This window comes from Streptomyces kronopolitis (assembly GCF_050953795.1).
Lineage (GTDB): Bacteria > Actinomycetota > Actinomycetes > Streptomycetales > Streptomycetaceae > Streptomyces > Streptomyces kronopolitis_A.
Genome location: NZ_CP191850.1, coordinates 674,420 through 688,974, shown reverse-complemented (window position 1 = coordinate 688,974; position 14,555 = coordinate 674,420). Strand labels below are relative to the sequence as shown.

13 protein-coding genes are annotated in these 14,555 nt (G+C 72.4%); 6 read left to right on the top strand and 7 right to left on the bottom strand.

What is annotated here, in order from left to right; all coding sequences use genetic code 11:
- The first annotated feature begins 12 nt into the window (after positions 1-12).
- The 3 genes from ACQP17_RS02595 (at position 13) to ACQP17_RS02585 (ending at position 1,419) form a co-directional block, all read left to right on the top strand.
- Entirely contained in the window at positions 13-381 is a 369-nt protein-coding gene (locus tag ACQP17_RS02595) for a hypothetical protein (protein WP_433854739.1), read from the top strand.
- Positions 382-436: 55 nt separating this feature from the next.
- Positions 437-1,135 carry a hypothetical protein gene (locus ACQP17_RS02590; RefSeq protein ID WP_433854738.1) on the top strand — a complete coding sequence of 233 codons (699 nt, stop codon included), beginning with the start codon at positions 437-439 and terminating at the stop codon, positions 1,133-1,135.
- A gap of 110 nt (positions 1,136-1,245) precedes the next feature.
- Entirely contained in the window at positions 1,246-1,419 is a 174-nt protein-coding gene (locus ACQP17_RS02585; RefSeq protein WP_433854737.1) for a CsbD family protein, read from the top strand.
- 118 nt (positions 1,420-1,537) lie between these two features.
- On the opposite strand, the gene ACQP17_RS02580 is transcribed toward ACQP17_RS02585, so the two are convergent.
- A complete protein-coding gene (locus tag ACQP17_RS02580; protein ID WP_433854736.1) occupies positions 1,538-2,866 on the bottom strand; it encodes an acyltransferase in 1,329 nt (442 codons plus the stop codon).
- A 62-nt stretch (positions 2,867-2,928) separates the two neighbouring features.
- Positions 2,929-4,119, bottom strand: a complete 1,191-nt coding sequence (locus tag ACQP17_RS02575; RefSeq protein WP_433854735.1) for an LCP family protein — start codon at positions 4,117-4,119, stop codon at positions 2,929-2,931.
- A 306-nt stretch (positions 4,120-4,425) separates the two neighbouring features.
- Between ACQP17_RS02575 and ACQP17_RS02570 the strand changes: the two genes are divergently transcribed.
- Entirely contained in the window at positions 4,426-6,933 is a 2,508-nt protein-coding gene (locus ACQP17_RS02570; RefSeq protein WP_433854734.1) for a SpoIIE family protein phosphatase, read from the top strand.
- A 169-nt stretch (positions 6,934-7,102) separates the two neighbouring features.
- Entirely contained in the window at positions 7,103-8,515 is a 1,413-nt protein-coding gene (locus ACQP17_RS02565) for an amino acid permease (RefSeq protein ID WP_433854733.1), read from the top strand.
- Between the two features lie 32 nt (positions 8,516-8,547).
- On the opposite strand, the gene ACQP17_RS02560 is transcribed toward ACQP17_RS02565, so the two are convergent.
- Positions 8,548-8,967 carry a MerR family transcriptional regulator gene (locus ACQP17_RS02560; RefSeq protein WP_433854732.1) on the bottom strand — a complete coding sequence of 140 codons (420 nt, stop codon included), beginning with the start codon at positions 8,965-8,967 and terminating at the stop codon, positions 8,548-8,550.
- 56 nt (positions 8,968-9,023) lie between these two features.
- Between ACQP17_RS02560 and ACQP17_RS02555 the strand changes: the two genes are divergently transcribed.
- The gene (locus ACQP17_RS02555; RefSeq protein ID WP_433854731.1) at positions 9,024-9,632 is read left to right on the top strand and encodes a DUF402 domain-containing protein; all 609 of its coding nucleotides are present in this window, start codon (positions 9,024-9,026) and stop codon (positions 9,630-9,632) included.
- 88 nt (positions 9,633-9,720) lie between these two features.
- Here the strand turns inward: ACQP17_RS02555 and aspA are convergent, their stop codons facing one another.
- Genes aspA through ACQP17_RS02535 form a run of 4 tightly spaced genes read right to left on the bottom strand, consistent with a single transcriptional unit; the run spans position 9,721 to position 14,514 of the window.
- Positions 9,721-11,142, bottom strand: coding sequence for an aspartate ammonia-lyase (aspA, locus tag ACQP17_RS02550; protein WP_433854730.1), 1,422 nt, complete (start codon positions 11,140-11,142; stop codon positions 9,721-9,723).
- A gap of 44 nt (positions 11,143-11,186) precedes the next feature.
- Positions 11,187-12,215: an asparaginase gene (locus tag ACQP17_RS02545; protein WP_433854729.1), complete on the bottom strand. Its 1,029-nt coding sequence runs from the start codon at positions 12,213-12,215 to the stop codon at positions 11,187-11,189.
- The gene (locus ACQP17_RS02540) at positions 12,215-13,780 is read right to left on the bottom strand and encodes an amino acid permease (protein WP_433854728.1); all 1,566 of its coding nucleotides are present in this window, start codon (positions 13,778-13,780) and stop codon (positions 12,215-12,217) included. Before ACQP17_RS02540 ends, ACQP17_RS02545 begins: the two co-directional genes overlap by 1 nt.
- The gene (locus tag ACQP17_RS02535; protein WP_364881289.1) at positions 13,777-14,514 is read right to left on the bottom strand and encodes a FadR/GntR family transcriptional regulator; all 738 of its coding nucleotides are present in this window, start codon (positions 14,512-14,514) and stop codon (positions 13,777-13,779) included. Before ACQP17_RS02535 ends, ACQP17_RS02540 begins: the two co-directional genes overlap by 4 nt.
- Positions 14,515-14,555: the final 41 nt, after the last annotated feature.

The following is a 14,555-nucleotide window of genomic DNA, read 5'->3' as shown; positions in this document are numbered from 1 at the left end:
TGGGGAATCACCATGCAGAGGAACGACGGAATCATCGCGACCGGCGGCTCGCACGTCGTCGGCAGTGCTGTGGCCAGCGGCCGGAACGCGCGCGCCGAGGTGCGGGACAGCGGGCTGACCCGGACCGGCGGGCAGCAGCCCTCGCCGCAGGACCTCGGCGCCCTGCTCTCCCGGCTGATCGACGAGCTCGGCAGGTCGGAGCACCCCGACCGGGCCGACCTGATCGAGGCCGCGGAGGACGCCCGGGAGGAGGCCACGTCACAGACTCCGCGACGGGGCAAGCTGAAGCTGTTCGCCAAGGGGCTCGTCGATGCGGTGCCGGGGTTCACGGCGCTGGCCTCCCTGGCGGTGACCATCGAAGAGGCGGTCCGCGGGCTGTAGTCGCCGCGCGAGGGCCAGGATCCGAAGAACGTGAGGTACTCCGGGGGAGATGACCGTGTCCACCTGCATCTACTGCGGCGCGCGCCGTGAGGACCCGGCCGCGTCCTCCTGCCCGAACTGCGGCATGCCGCCCGACGGCGTCGTGTCACCCGCGGCGGGACCGCCCGCCGGGGCCCCCACCCGCTACGGCTATGTCCGGATCGGGGCCACCGCCCTCCCGCTGTGGCTGCTGTGGCTGGTGGCGGGCCTGCTCGTGGCGGGCGGGGTGACCGCCTATCTGCTCACCGACGCGTCCTCGGAACCGTCCTACCAGGCGGTCGACCCGGTCCCGGCGGGCACTCCGTCCCCGGACGTGGCCTCGCCCTCCGCGCCGCCGACCGACGCGTATCCGCCCGCCGTGCCCGACACCTCGCTGCCGACCGTCGGCGACACCCCCACCGAGCCGGAGAGTTCGCCGACCGCCGAGGACGCGAGTGCGACCGTGCGGGAGTACTACCAGGACATCAACGCACGCGATTTCACGGCGGCCTGGGAGCTCGGTGGCAAGAACATCGGCGGCAGCTCGTTCTCCCGGTGGTCCTCGGGCTACGACACGACCTCGTCCATCTCGCTCACCGCGGTGAACGCCGACAGCGCCGGGAGGGTCGACGCCGTGCTCCACGCGACCCAGAGCGACGGTTCGGTCCGGGTGTACCACGGGACCTACACGGTCTCCGACGGCGTCATCGTCAGCGCGCACATCACCCAGGACTGACCGGAGCCCGCCGCGCGCATTTCCTTGCGCGTGGGGGTGTTTGGGCCGTGGCGGCAAGGGCAGGCGATCTTGTGTCAGGGACACACGCCAACGCGAGAAGGAGTGCGACCATGACCGCCACCGACAAGATGACGGCCAGGACCAAGCAGGCCAAGGGCGCCGCCGAGGAAGCCCTGGGCCGTGTCATGGGCAACGAACGGATGGCCGCGAAGGGCCGCGCCGCACGCGGCTCGGGCGACTTGCGCCAGGCCGCGACACAGGCCAAGGAGGCCTTCTTCCGGTGACGATGCCACCCCGTCCCCAGGTCAGAGGTGGTCCGCACAGCAGAGATTGAGGGCGGTGGCCCGCGGGTACGTCCCGCGGGCCACCGCCCCTTGTGCGTGCCGGGGCCCGCCGGGGCCGTCAGCCGTACTTGTGCAGCCGTGCCTGCCAGGAACGCTCCCGGTTCAGGGCGTCCGCCGCGGCCCGGGGCAGACTCAGGTGCACCTCGCGGGACCCGTCCCGCTCCGGTGTCGGCATGATCTGCGCGGCCCAGGGGATGGGCACCTGCGGCAGTTCGCAGCGGTACGGCGTTCCGCCGCCGAAGTCGAGGGCGTAGAAGGGCAGTTTGGCCCGGTCGTTCACCTGGAGCATGTCGGTGTAGGCGCGGTAGAGCATCCGGGGCAGCACCCTCCGGTCCCGGCCGGCCGTGCGCTGCTCCACCAGATAGGCGAGGTCGTCCCGGGCCTGCTCGGCGATGTTCTGCGACAGGCTCTCCCGGATCAGCCGTGCCGTCGTCCCCAGCGGGCAATGCCGTATGTCGCGGGCCGTCATGCGCAGTTCGGCGCAGGTGAGGGTGTTTCCCCAGTAGTTGGCGGGGATGTCGTGCAGATAGCTGCTGAAATCGACGAGGACGCCGAGACGTTCCACGCTGCCCGGTGTCCGGTCCCGGAGGCGGCCGAGGGCGTGCCACAGGTGCGCGGTCAGCGCGTCGCTGGTGGAGATCCAGCCGTGGGGGAGCTGCTCGGTGGCCGCTTGCTTCATCGCGTGGAGCTCCTCTGCGCCGAACCGGAAGGTCGCGGTGCCGAGCTGGTGCGCGGTCAGCGTCATCCGGCTCAGGAGCGCGTACTTCTCCCGGCGCGAGGCCACCGTGAAGCGGCTGTTGTGGTCCCTCGCCCCCAGCGGCGCGCCGTCCGCGAGGCCGTCGAGCAGCCGGCGGTCGTGGCACGGCGGCGGGTGCGGGAGGCCGCGGTGTTCGGCGGCCCAGTCCAGCAGGAACTGCGTGTAGGCCGTCCCGTCCGCCAGTACGTGCTTCATGTGCACGCCCAGGACCGTGCCGCCCGACGCGAGATGCGTGAGCTTCACCGCGAGCAGCGGCACGCCCCGCCCCACGAGCCGGACGACCGAGGCCTTCGGCAGGAAGGCGCGCAGCGGTGGCTGCCCGCCCGTGCCCGGCGGGCAACCCGTGGCGCCGAGCGGGGAGTTCTCCTCCTCGACGTGCACGCCGGAGTCATCGCACCGCACGTGCAGCACACCCTGCGCGTCCCGTTCCGCCCGGCCGCTCAACAGCGGGTAGGACGCCAGCACCCTCGCCAGTGAGGCCCGCATCGCCGTGCCGTCCAGGCGTTCGCGGAAGAAGAACGCGCGTCCGGTGGAGACCGCGCCCATGGTGGCGTCCAGGGCGCACAGCGGGACACGACGGCCGGTGGCCCGTCCCGACCGCACGACCGAGTGCCGCCGTGGCTGCCTCATCCTCTTCCTCCTCACGTGTAGGCGCCGTCGGGGGCCGTGCGGTGCCGCGCGGGCGGGCGCCGTCAGTCGACGCAGGGCACGCCGTTGCCTCCCAGCTGCGCCGCGTCACCCGAGTCCGGGCGGGGCGAGGGGGCGGCGGGCGACGGCCGTCCGCCCTGCGGGGACGAGGGACGCGGGGAGGGGGCGGGGCGCAGCAGTTCCTGCACCTCCCGGCGGACCGCTTCCGGGTCGACGAGGTTCACCGACTCCTGCCGGTAGGTACCGAAGCCCTTGATCTTCAGCGTCTGGAAGGAGACGTTGCCGCCGGCCAGATTCTTCATCTGGTCGGCGGCGTCCATCAGGGCCCAGCCCTTGTCGATCACGATGTCGCGCTTGGCGGCGTCGAGCAGGGAGTAGGCGCGCCCGATCTTGTCGAGCGTGCCGCTGGCCTCCAGTTTGTGGACGGCGGACAGCAGGAAGGCCTGCTGCCGGCGGGTGCGGTCGAGGTCGCCCCGGGGCAGATTCATCCGCTGGCGCACGAACGCCAGGGACTGCCGGGCGTCGAGCGTCTGGCGGCCGGCCGGGAAGTCGGCTCCGGAGTTCTTGTCCTTCGTCGGATGCTTCAGGCACACGTCCACGCCGTCCAGTGCGCCGGCCAGGTCGTAGAAGCCGGCCAGATTGACCTCCGCGAAGTGGTCGATGGGCACGCCCAGGAAGGTGCGTACGGTCTCGATCTCGGTGCGGCGGCCGGCTTCGCGGCCCTTGCTCTCCAGTTCGGCGTGGTCCTTCACCCCCTGCGCCGCGAGCTTGTCCTCCTCCCGCGCCTTGGCGAGTCCGTACGCCTCCTTGATCTTCTGCTTGCCGAACCCCGGGACGTCGACGAGGTCGTCGCGCGGCACCGACAGCCCCGTGGCCCGGCTTCCGTCGCCCGGGATGTGCAGCAGGATCAGCGTGTTGGTGTTGTAGCCGCCGATGTCGCTGGTGGCTCCGGCGTGCAGCTGCTCCAGGATCTTCTTCGGCAGCGGATTGCCGTTCAGGTCCTTGCGGCTGTCCAGACCCATGAGCAGGATGTTCTGGCTCCCGCCCGTCGAGCGGGAGCCCTTGTCGCCCAGCGCGTCCGAGGTCCGCACCCCGTTGACGGCCTGGTCGTAGATCCAGTACCCGAGGGCGACCCCCGCGACCAGCAGACAGGCGACCACCACGGCTATCAGCCGCCCCCACCGGACCCGCCGCCCGGTCCTGCCCGCGCGCACCCGCCGTCGCCGCCCTGCCATCGCTCCTCCTCGACCGATGCCCCCGGAGAGGTCCGGGGGATCTGGATGTGCACAGGAAGAGAGGCGATGCGGTCGGTAAGTTCGGACATTGGTCATGCATTAGGGCAATTACTCGTCTGTAAACGTTTAGCCCTATTTGGGGGCTACAAGCAGCAGATTCTTATATTTCCGTGCTCATGGTCCGGGCGCCGTGAGGGCCGGACGCCCGCTCGGTCGCCGGTGAAGCGGCGCCCCTCCCGTGTGCGGCCGACACTTAAAATGGACAAGCGGGAGCAAAGCGGGATTCCAGCCACCCTGGAAGGTGCCATGCCACCCAGTGGTTCGGAGGCGAGTGGGCGGCCGTCGGGGGCGGTGCGTCCCGGCGGTACCCCGGAGCGTGACGAAGCTCTGATCGGGGCCGTCGCCCGGGCTGTCGAGGTGACCGGGGCCCATGCGGGGAGCGTGTTCCTGGTCTCGCCGGACCGGCGTTCGCTGGTGCTCAGCGCGGTGTCCGGAACGCCGCCCTCGCTGCTCGGTGGCTGGCGGCGGATTCCGGTGAGCAGCGCCATCCCGGTGGCGGTGGCGTACCGGTCGGGGCGGACGGTCCATCTGGCGGGGGCCGAGGAGACCATGCGGCGCTTCCCGCAGCTCGCCATGGCGTTGCCCTACGCGTTCGGATCCGCTTCCGTGCAGGTGCGGGCGGGGGATGAGGTCTTCGGGTCGATGGCGGTGGTGTGGGCGGCCGGACCGGATACGGAGGGGCTGTCGAAGGCGCAGCGGCGCCGGCTGCGCGCCACGGCCGACCGTCTCGGCGCCGCGCTGGCCGGGCTGCGCTCGCGCGGTGCGCTGGGGGAGAGCGACGCCGAAGCCGGTCCGGTGACGGCGCCGACGCGGCCCGCCCCGGCCGTGCGGGTCGGACTCTTCGACTGGGACCTCGACAGCGGGGCCCTGGTGGCGGACGACGAACTCTGCGCGATCTTCGGCGTCGCCCCCGCCGCGTTCGACGGGCGGGCGGCCACCCTGGCCGCCAGGATCGACGACGCGGGCCTGCCCGGACTGCGCTCAGCCGCCCGCACCGCGGTCGAGGAGGGCCGCGTCCTGGCGCACGCGCTGCGAATCCGGGACGGCGACGGCCACCGCACCGTCGAGCTGTGGGGCAGGGTGCCGGACGCCTCCGGCGGCCCCGGCGCACGCGCCCACCTGGTGGGCGCCGTCCTCGACGCCGGCGCCGGAATGGCCGCCGTCGAGGCGATCGAACGGCTGGAGGACGGCTTCTTCGCCCTCGCCCCGGACGGGCGGGTCACCTACGCGAATCACGGCCTGGAGCGGCTGCTGCGCATCCGGCACGACGACCTGCTCGGCCGGCGGCCCTGGGAGGTCCTGCCGTGGCTGGCCGATCCGGCCTACGAGGACCGCTACCGGGCCACCATGGTCTCCCAGCAGCCCGTCTCCTTCCTCGCCCGCCGGCCGCCCGACCAGTGGCTGGTGTTCTCCCTGCACCCGGGCTCGCGCGGCATGACGGGCTGGGCGGCGCGCGTCACGGGGCCGGTCCCGGCGGACGCCGCGCCGGGGGCGGAGGTCGCCGAGGAGGCGGCGGTCGGCACGCCGTCGCCGCCCGCACCCCGCCTGGGCACGCTCTACCGGGTGCTCCAGCTCGGCAGTGCGCTGACCGAGGCGGCCACCGCCCACGAGGTGTGTGACGTCGTCGCCGAGCAGCTGCTGCCCGCCTTCGGCGGCCAGCGGATGGCGCTGTATCTCCTGTCCGAGCGCCGCTGGCAGCTGCTCTCGCAGCGCGGCTACCCCACGGGCTTCCTCGACCGGTTCGAGGGCTCGCCGCTGCGCGCCGGCGTGCCCGTGTCCGACGCGCTGCTCGCCGGTGCCCCGCTCTTCGTCGAGTCCCGGCAGGAGTTCGCGCGGGCCTACCCCGGGGTCCGTCCGAGCGCCTCCTGTTCCTGGGCGTTCCTGCCGCTCATCTCCTCCAGCCGTCCCGTGGGCGCCTGCGTCCTCGGCTTCGACGACCCGCACCGCTTCCCGGACGGCGAGCGGGACCTGCTCACCGCGCTGGGCGGGGTGATCGGTCACGCGCTGCGCCGCGCCAGGCTCTACGACGCCGAATTCGCCGTCGCGCACGGCCTGCAGGACGCCCTGCTGCCGCACCGGCTGCCCACGCTGCCCGACGTCCGGGTCGCCGGCCGCTACCTCCCGGGGACGCGCGGCATGGACATCGGCGGCGACTGGTACGACGTGATCCCCACCCGCGACGGGGTCGCGCTCATCGTCGGCGACGTCGAGGGGCACAACGTCGCCGCCGCGGCCGTCATGGGCCAACTGCGCAGTGCGGTACGGGCCTTCGCCGCCGCGGGCCAGCAGCCGGGTGAGGTGATCTCCCGGACCAACCGGCTGCTGCTCGACCTGAACCCCGGGCCCCTGGCCAGCTGCTGCTATCTGCGGCTGGACGCCGGCTCGGGAGCCGCCCGCCTGGTTCTCGCGGGGCACTGCCCGCCGCTGCTGCGCCGGCCCGGCGGGGACACCGAGGCGCTGGACCTGCCGTGCGGTCCGCTGCTCGGCGTGGCGGAGCCGGCCGCCTATCCGGAGTGCGCACTGCAGGTGGCGCCCGGTTCGATCCTGGCGCTGTACACCGACGGGCTGGTGGAGCGGCGCGGGTCGGACATCACCAGCGGCATCGACCGGCTGCGCACCACGCTGGCCCACGCCCGCGCGGATTCCCTGGAAGAGCTGGCCGACCGGCTGCTGCGGGATGCCCGGCGCTCCCCGCACCGCACGGACGACATCGCGCTGCTGCTCAGCCAGTACGCCCCCGCCGCGCACCGCTGAGCGGCGCGGCGGACGCCGGGGTCGCTCCCGACCCCCCTTCGTTGCGTGACACGGGCTTCACCGTGTGTGCCGGGAACGTCCGAATAGCGGGCGTTCACCTCCTGTGGGGTCGTGCCCCTTCACACTCTTGGGGCTCACCGAACGTCTCACGTAATGAACAGGCACGACCATGAGTCGGACACACACCCCGTCACCCCAGGGCTCCCCGCAGGCCGTGCAGAGCGGCGAAGCCGTGCTGTCACACGGCCTCAAGCAGCGTCATCTGTCGATGATCGCGCTCGGCGGGGTCATCGGCGCGGGCCTCTTCGTGGGCTCCGGCGTCGGCATCGCCGCGGCCGGACCGGCCATCGTCCTCCTCTTCATCGGTACCGGCGCGCTGGTCATGCTGATCATGCGGATGCTCGGCGAGATGTCCGCGGCGCGGCCCTCCACCGGCTCGTTCTCGGTGCACGCCGAGACGGAACTGGGCTCGTGGGCCGGGTCCACCTCGGGCTGGATGTACTGGCTGATGCTCTGCGCCGGTGTGGCCGCCGAGGCCACCGCGGCCGGCACGATCATGCACGGCTGGGTGCCGTTCCTCCCCGCCTACGGCTGGGTGGCGCTCTTCATGGTCTTCTTCTGCGCCAGCAACCTGACCGCGGTCAAGAACTTCGGCGAGTTCGAGTTCTGGTTCTCCGCCGTCAAGGTCACCGCGATCGTCGCGTTCCTGGTGCTGGGCGTGCTCGGCATCCTCGGGGTGTTCGGCGACGCACCCGGCACCCGCCATCTCACCGGCCACGGCGGCTTCTTCCCGACCGGCGCCGCCGGACTCGCCGCCGGGCTGCTGACCACCATTTCCGGGTTCGCCGGTCTGGAGACCGTCACCATCGCGGCGGCCGAGTCCGACCAGCCGAGCCGGAACGTGGCCCGCGCCGTGCGGACCGCCGTCTGGCGCATCGCCGTCTTCTACATCGGCTCCATGGCCGTGGTCGTCACCCTGGTGCCGTGGAACAACCCGAAGGTCGCCACGGAGGGCCCCTACGTCACCGTGCTCGACCGGCTGGGCATCCCGGCCGCCGGCACGATCATGCAGATCGTGGTGCTGGTGGCGCTGCTCTCCGCGATGAACGCCAACATCTACGGCTCGTCGCGGATGGCGTTCTCCCTCGTCACCCGGGGCCAGGGGCCGCGCTTCCTGGGCCGGGTCACCCGCGGCGTGCCGGCGGCCGCCGTGCTGGCGTCCTGCGTGTTCGGCTTCGCGGCCGTGATCGCCGGCATCATCTGGCCGACCACGGTGTTCGCCTGGCTGCTGAACATCGCGGGCTGCGCGGTGCTGGTCGTCTGGACCGTCGTCTGCCTCACCCAGCTCCGGATGCGCCGCCGCCTGGAGCGTGAACAGCCCGAACTGCTCTCCGTGCGGATGTGGGGCTTCCCGTATCTGACCTGGCTGGCGCTGGCCGCCATCCTCGGCGTCTTCGCCGTCATGTGCGCCGGCGCGCAAGGCCGTCAGCAGCTCGCCGGCACGGCCGTCGTGGCCGCGGCGTTCGCCGCCGCGGGCCATCTCAAGCAGCGCCGCGACCGGCGGGCCGCCGTCACACTCTGAGCCCGTGACGCCCCGCCTCCCGCACGGGGGCATCACGCCCGGCGGGCCGCGTCGAGGAGGGCACGGCAGCGCGCCGCGACGCTCGCGTTCCGGGCCGCGAGCGCGGCGCCGAGGTCGTGCGACCGCTGCCCGCGCCGCAGTGCGGGCAGCGGCGTCCGCAGCGCGTCGATGCGGTAGCCGGCGGTGCGCAGTTGGTGCACGATCCGGGCATCGCGAATGTGGGCGGGGGAGTGGCTCCGGGCGCCGCGCGGGGGGCGCCGGCCGGGGATGACGAGGCCCTCGGCGTCCCAGTTCCGCAGTGTCGAGGAGCGCGAGGACCCCCGGGACCGGGCCCGTATGGACGGCGCGCACGATCCGCCTGGCCTGCACCGGGCCCGCGCACCGCCCCGGCCCTTCGCGAGCTGCTGCGCACCGCCCATCACCTCGCCGGTGCGCGTCACGAACGGCGGCACGGGCATACTGGCCGGCCGGGGTAATCGATCAACGCGAGAAGGACCGACACGTTCTCATGAGCCGTGTGTTTTCCGAGGGTGAAGTGATCGTCCGGCGAGAGATCCTGGACGGGCGGGAGTGGATCGTCTATCCCGTGCAGGTGGCCGCGGACGACGGGGTCACCCTCGCCACCTACCTGCACCAGGGGACGCAACTGACCTTCGGCGGCGGGGACTTTTCCTGGGGCATCCATCCGTGGGCCGCGTTCGAGCCGTACTGGCAGTCCGACGGAGTGCTGCAACTGCAGCGTGCCGGGGACGGGTATGCGGTCTGGGCGCGCCGGTCGGGGGGTGTCTTCGACGGCTGGTACGTGAACTTCCAGGAACCGATGCGGCGTACGGAAGCGGGCTACGACACCCTGGACCAGGAACTGGATCTGTGGATACCGGGCGACGGCTCCCCGTACCGCTGGAAGGACGTCGAGGACTTCGAGGAGCGTGCGCGCAGCGGGGGCTTCACCGCCCAGGAGGCCGCCTCGGTCCGGGCGGCGGCCCGGGAGGTCGAGGCGCTGATCGCCTCCGGGGACTGCTGGTGGGAGAAGTGGCGGGACTGGAGCAAGCCCGCGGGGTGGGGCGTCCCGGCCCCGGTGGATCTGGGCGCAGTCCGGTCAACGGCCCGCGGATGAAGGCTCGTTGAGAGCGACCTCGTGTCGTGCGGTGAGGGGCCCGGCTCAGGCCTGAGCCGGGCCCCTCGCGTACCCGCCCGTCCCTCCGCTATGCCGTGGCGGCCGGCGCCCCGGTGCCCGCGATCTCCTCCGGACGCAGCAGGGCCGCGAGCCGGTCTGGGGGGAGCAGGCCCTGTTCCAGGACCAGTTCGGCCACGCCGCGGCCGGTGGCCAGGGCCTCCTGGGCGATGGCGGTGGCGGCGGTGTAGCCGATGTGCGGGTTGAGCGCGGTGACCAGGCCGATGGAGTTCTCCACACTCGCGCGCAGCGTCTCGGTGTTGGCGGTGATGCCCCTCACGCAGCGCTCGGCGAGGGTGCGGCAGGCGGCGCCGAGGTGGGTGATGCTCTCCGAGAGGGAGTGCAGGATGACCGGCTCGAACGCGTTGAGCTGGAGCTGGCCGGCCTCGGCGGCCATGGTGATGGTCACGTCGTTGCCGATGACCTCGAAGGCGACCTGGTTGACGACCTCGGGAATCACCGGGTTGACCTTGCCGGGCATGATGCTCGAACCGGCCTGCACCGGCGGCAGGTTGATCTCCGCGAGGCCCGCGCGCGGACCGGAGGAGAGCAGCCGCAGGTCGTTGCAGCTCTTGGAGAGCTTGACGGCGATGCGCTTGAGGACACCGGAGAGATGGACGAAGGCGCCGCAGTCCTGGGTGGCCTCGACGAGGTTGGCGGCGGTGACCAGGGGCAGTCCGGTGAGGGTGGCCAGGTGGTCGCGGGCCGCCTCGGCGTAGCCCTTGGGGGCGTTGAGGCCGGTGCCGATGGCGGTGGCGCCGAGGTTGATCTCGTGGATGAGCAGGACGGCCTCCGCCAGCCGGCTCTGGTCCTCCTCCAGCATCACCGCGTAGGCCGAGAACTCCTGGCCCAGGGTCATCGGCACCGCGTCCTGGAGCTGGGTGCGCCCCATCTTGAGGACGTCGCGGAACTCCTCGGCCTTGGCCGCGAACGCCTCGCGCAGGACGGTCATCGCGTCGAGCAGCTCCCGTACGGCGATGATCGTGGCGACGTTCACCGCCGTCGGGTAGACGTCGTTGGTCGACTGGCTGAGGTTGACGTGCTCGTTGGGGTGCAGACGGGCGTAGTCGCCCTTGTCGTGGCCGAGGATCTCCAGCGCCCGGTTGGCGATCACCTCGTTGGCGTTCATGTTCGTCGAGGTGCCGGCACCGCCCTGGATGACGTCGACGAGGAACTGGTCGTGCAGCCGGTCGTGGGCGCGGATCTCCCGGCAGGCGGCGGCGATGGCATCGGCCCGCTCCCGGTCCAGCAGACCGAGGTCCTCGTTGGCCCGGGCCGCGGCCTCCTTGACGGCGGCGAGCGCGTTGATCAGATGCGGGTAGGCGGCGATCGGCGTACCGGTGATCGGGAAGTTCTCCCTGGCGCGCAGGGTGTGCACGCCCCAGTACGCCTCGGCCGGTATCTCGCGGTCGCCGAGCAGATCGTGTTCGCGGCGGTGGCCGGCGGCAGTCATGGTGCTGATGGTCCTTTGTGCGAAGGGGAGGGGGAGCAGGAGGGTCAGGGGAGGGAGGGCTCGGGGGCGTGCACCGCGCGGAGTGCTCCGACCGGTGCGCCGCCGCCCAGGACGGGGGCGGTGGTGAAGGCGGCGAGCACGCCGGGGTCGACGCCGCAGCGGGCCAGGGCCGCCGCCGTCACCGGCATCCGGGCCCGGTCGGCGCCGTCGGCTATCTTCACGCCGACGGCCCGGCCGTCCGGCAGGGCAGCGATCTGCACTCCCTCGAAGCCGTCCTTGGCGAGCAGCCCGGGCACCGCCCGCACCAGACGGGCGACGTCGCGGCCGCTGCCGGAGACCAGTTCGGGGTGTGCCCGCATCGCCGCGGCGACGCGGCCCTCGTCGGTGCCGGGCGCCGCCGTCGCCAGCCGCGCCGCGGCCCGGGTCAGCCCGTGCAGGGAGACCGAGAACAGCGGGGCGCCGCAGCCGTCGACGGTGGTCCGGGCGATCCGCTGGCCGGTGAGGTCCTCCACGGCCGCGGCGAGTTCCTGCTGCAAGGGGTGCCCGGGGTCGAGGTAGTCGGTCAGCCGCCAGCCGCGGGTCCGGGCCGTCAGCAGCATGGCGGCGTGCTTGCCCGAGCAGTTCTGCGCGAGGCGGGACGGCCCCAGGCCGCGCCGTAGCCACTCGTCGCGGACGGCCGGGTCGTACGGCAGGTCGGGGACGTTGCGCAGGTCGTCCTCGGCCAGTTCCGCGGCGGCCAGGATGCGCCGGGCGATGGCCAGATGGCGCTCCTCACCGGAGTGGCTGGCCGCGACCAGCGCCAGCGACTCCTCGTCCAGCGGCGGCAGGCCCGCGCGCAGCAGCCCGACCGCCTGGAGGGGCTTCAGCGCCGAGCGCGGGTAGCAGGCCACCTCGATGTCGCCGGCCTGGAACGCCACGCTCCCGTCGGCCGCCAGGACCACGACCGAGCCGTGGTGGACGCCCTCGATCATTCCGCCGCGCACCACCTGCGCGACGGGTACGTGTGCCGGCTCGCGGACCGCGGGCGCCGCGCCCGGGATGCGGAGCGGCCGGACGATGTTCTGACTCATCATCAACTCTCGCTGGATTCGCTGCTGTGGGGGTTGTCGTCCGGACGGGGGCGCGGGACGGGTCCGCTGCCGGCGGCCGCCGCCGCACCGCTCTCGCGGCCGGCCGCGTCCCGCAGGGCGCCGACCCGGCCGCGCACCACGAACCAGCCGCCGACCAGCGCCGCCACGATCAGCGGGATCGAGAGCACGGTGGCCCGGCCCGCCCCCTCGTCGGCCCACATCAGCACCAGGACGAGGGTGAGGAAGGCCAGCGTCACGTACTCGGTCCACGGTGAGCCGGGCAGCCGGAAGCGGGGGCGGACGAGTTCCCCGGCCCGGGTCTTCCGCCAGAAGCGCAGATGACAGATCATGATCATCGCCCAGGTGCTGAGGATGCCGAGCGCGGCGAAGTTCAGCACGATCTCGAACGCGTCGCTCGGCACGACATAGTTGAGCCCCACGCCCAGGACGCAGATCCCCGAGGTGAGCAGGATGCCGCCGTACGGGACCTGGCTTCGGCTCATCAGGCCGGTGAACCGCGGCGCGGAGCCGGACATCGCCATCGACCGCAGAATGCGTCCGGTGGAGTAGAGGCCGGAGTTGAGGCTGGACATCGCGGCGGTGAGCACGACGAGGTTCATCACGCCGCCCGCGGCCGGCACCCCCACGCGGGACAGCACGGTCACGAAGGGGCTCTCGCCGGCGGAGTAGGAACTCCAGGGCAGCAGCATCGACAGCAGGACCACCGAGCCGACGTAGAAGACGCCCACCCGCCACATGATCGAGTTGATCGCCCTGGGCAGGACCTTCTCCGGCTCGGCGGTCTCGCCCGCCGCGACGCCGACCAGCTCCACCGAGGCATAGGCGAACACCACGCCCTGGATCACCAGCAGCATCGCCAGCGTCCCGGTCGGGAAGACCCCGCCGTGGTCGGCGATCAGCGCGGGACCGGGGGAGTTGCCGCCGACCGGGTGCTGGGTGACCAGCAGGAAGATGCCGATGAGCATGAAGGCGACCAGCGCGCCGACCTTGATGATCGCGAACCAGAACTCCATCTCACCGAAGATCTTCACGGAGATGAGGTTCACGGTCAGCACCACCGCGAGGGCGATCAGCGCGATCACCCACTGCGGCACCTCGGAGAACATGCCCCAGTAGTGCGTGTAGGTCGCCACCGCCGTGATGTCGGCGACCCCGGTCGTCGCCCAGTTCAGGAAGTACATCCAGCCGGCGACGAACGCCCCCTTCTCGCCCAGGAATTCACGGGCGTAGGAGACGAACGCGCCGGAGGACGGCCGGTGCAGCACCAGCTCGCCCAGGGCGCGTACCACGAGGAAGGCGAACAGGCCGCAGAGCGCGTACGCCACGGCGAGTGAGGGCCCGGCGTCGGCGAGCCGGCCGCCGGCGCCCAGGAAGAGCCCGGTGCCGATGGCCCCGCCGATCGCGATCATGTTGACGTGCCGGGACTTGAGGGACTTCTGATAACCGGCGTCGCCGGCGTCCACATGCCCGCCCGCCGGCTGCTGTGGGGTGTCCGGTGTCGCGTGTCGTTGCTGCCGTTCCGCCTGCCGGAGGGGTCGTTCGCTCACGCGTGATCCTCGTTTTCCGTGGAGGGGGCCGTGCGGTGGGGTGGCCGCACGATGGTGGTCAGCGTCGTCTCGACGCGTGCCAGGTGGTGCGCCATGGCATCCGCGGCGTCCTGTTCGCAGCTGTCGACGAGGGCCTCGACGATCGCCCGGTGTTCGCGGTTGGACTGCTCGCGCCGGCCGCCCAGCTCGTTGAGGAAGGCCGACTGGCGGGCCAGCGCGTCGCGGATCTCCTCGATGACCCTGCGGAAGACCGGATTGCGGGCCGCCTCGGCGACGGCCAGGTGGAAGAGGGTGTCCATCGCCACCCACGCGGTGGTGTCGGTCTCCTCCTCCATCCGCTCCAGCAGGTGTGTCAGGTGATCGAGGTCCTCCGGGGTGCGGCGCAGGGCCGCGTAGCCGGCCACCGGGATCTCCACGTGACGGCGGACCTCCAGGAGGTCACTGGCCGTGTAGTCGCCGAAGGTCGGATCGGCCGCCGCGCCGTCGGAGACGACGAAGGTGCCCTTGCCGGTACGGGAGACCGTCAGCCCCATCGTCTGGAGCGCGCGCAGCGCCTCGCGGAGCACCGGCCGGCTCACCTCCAGCCGCCGGCACAGCTCCGCCTCGGAGGGGAGCTTGTCGCCGACCGCGTAGTCGCCGCGCTCGATCGCGTCGCGCAAGTGGTGGAGCACGGCTTCCATGGCACTGACCCGCCGGGGGGTGCCGCCAGCTGTCTGGCTGTCTGACAGGTTCACCCCGGGATCGTCGGATCCGGCCGGGGGAGCTGTCAAGGGGG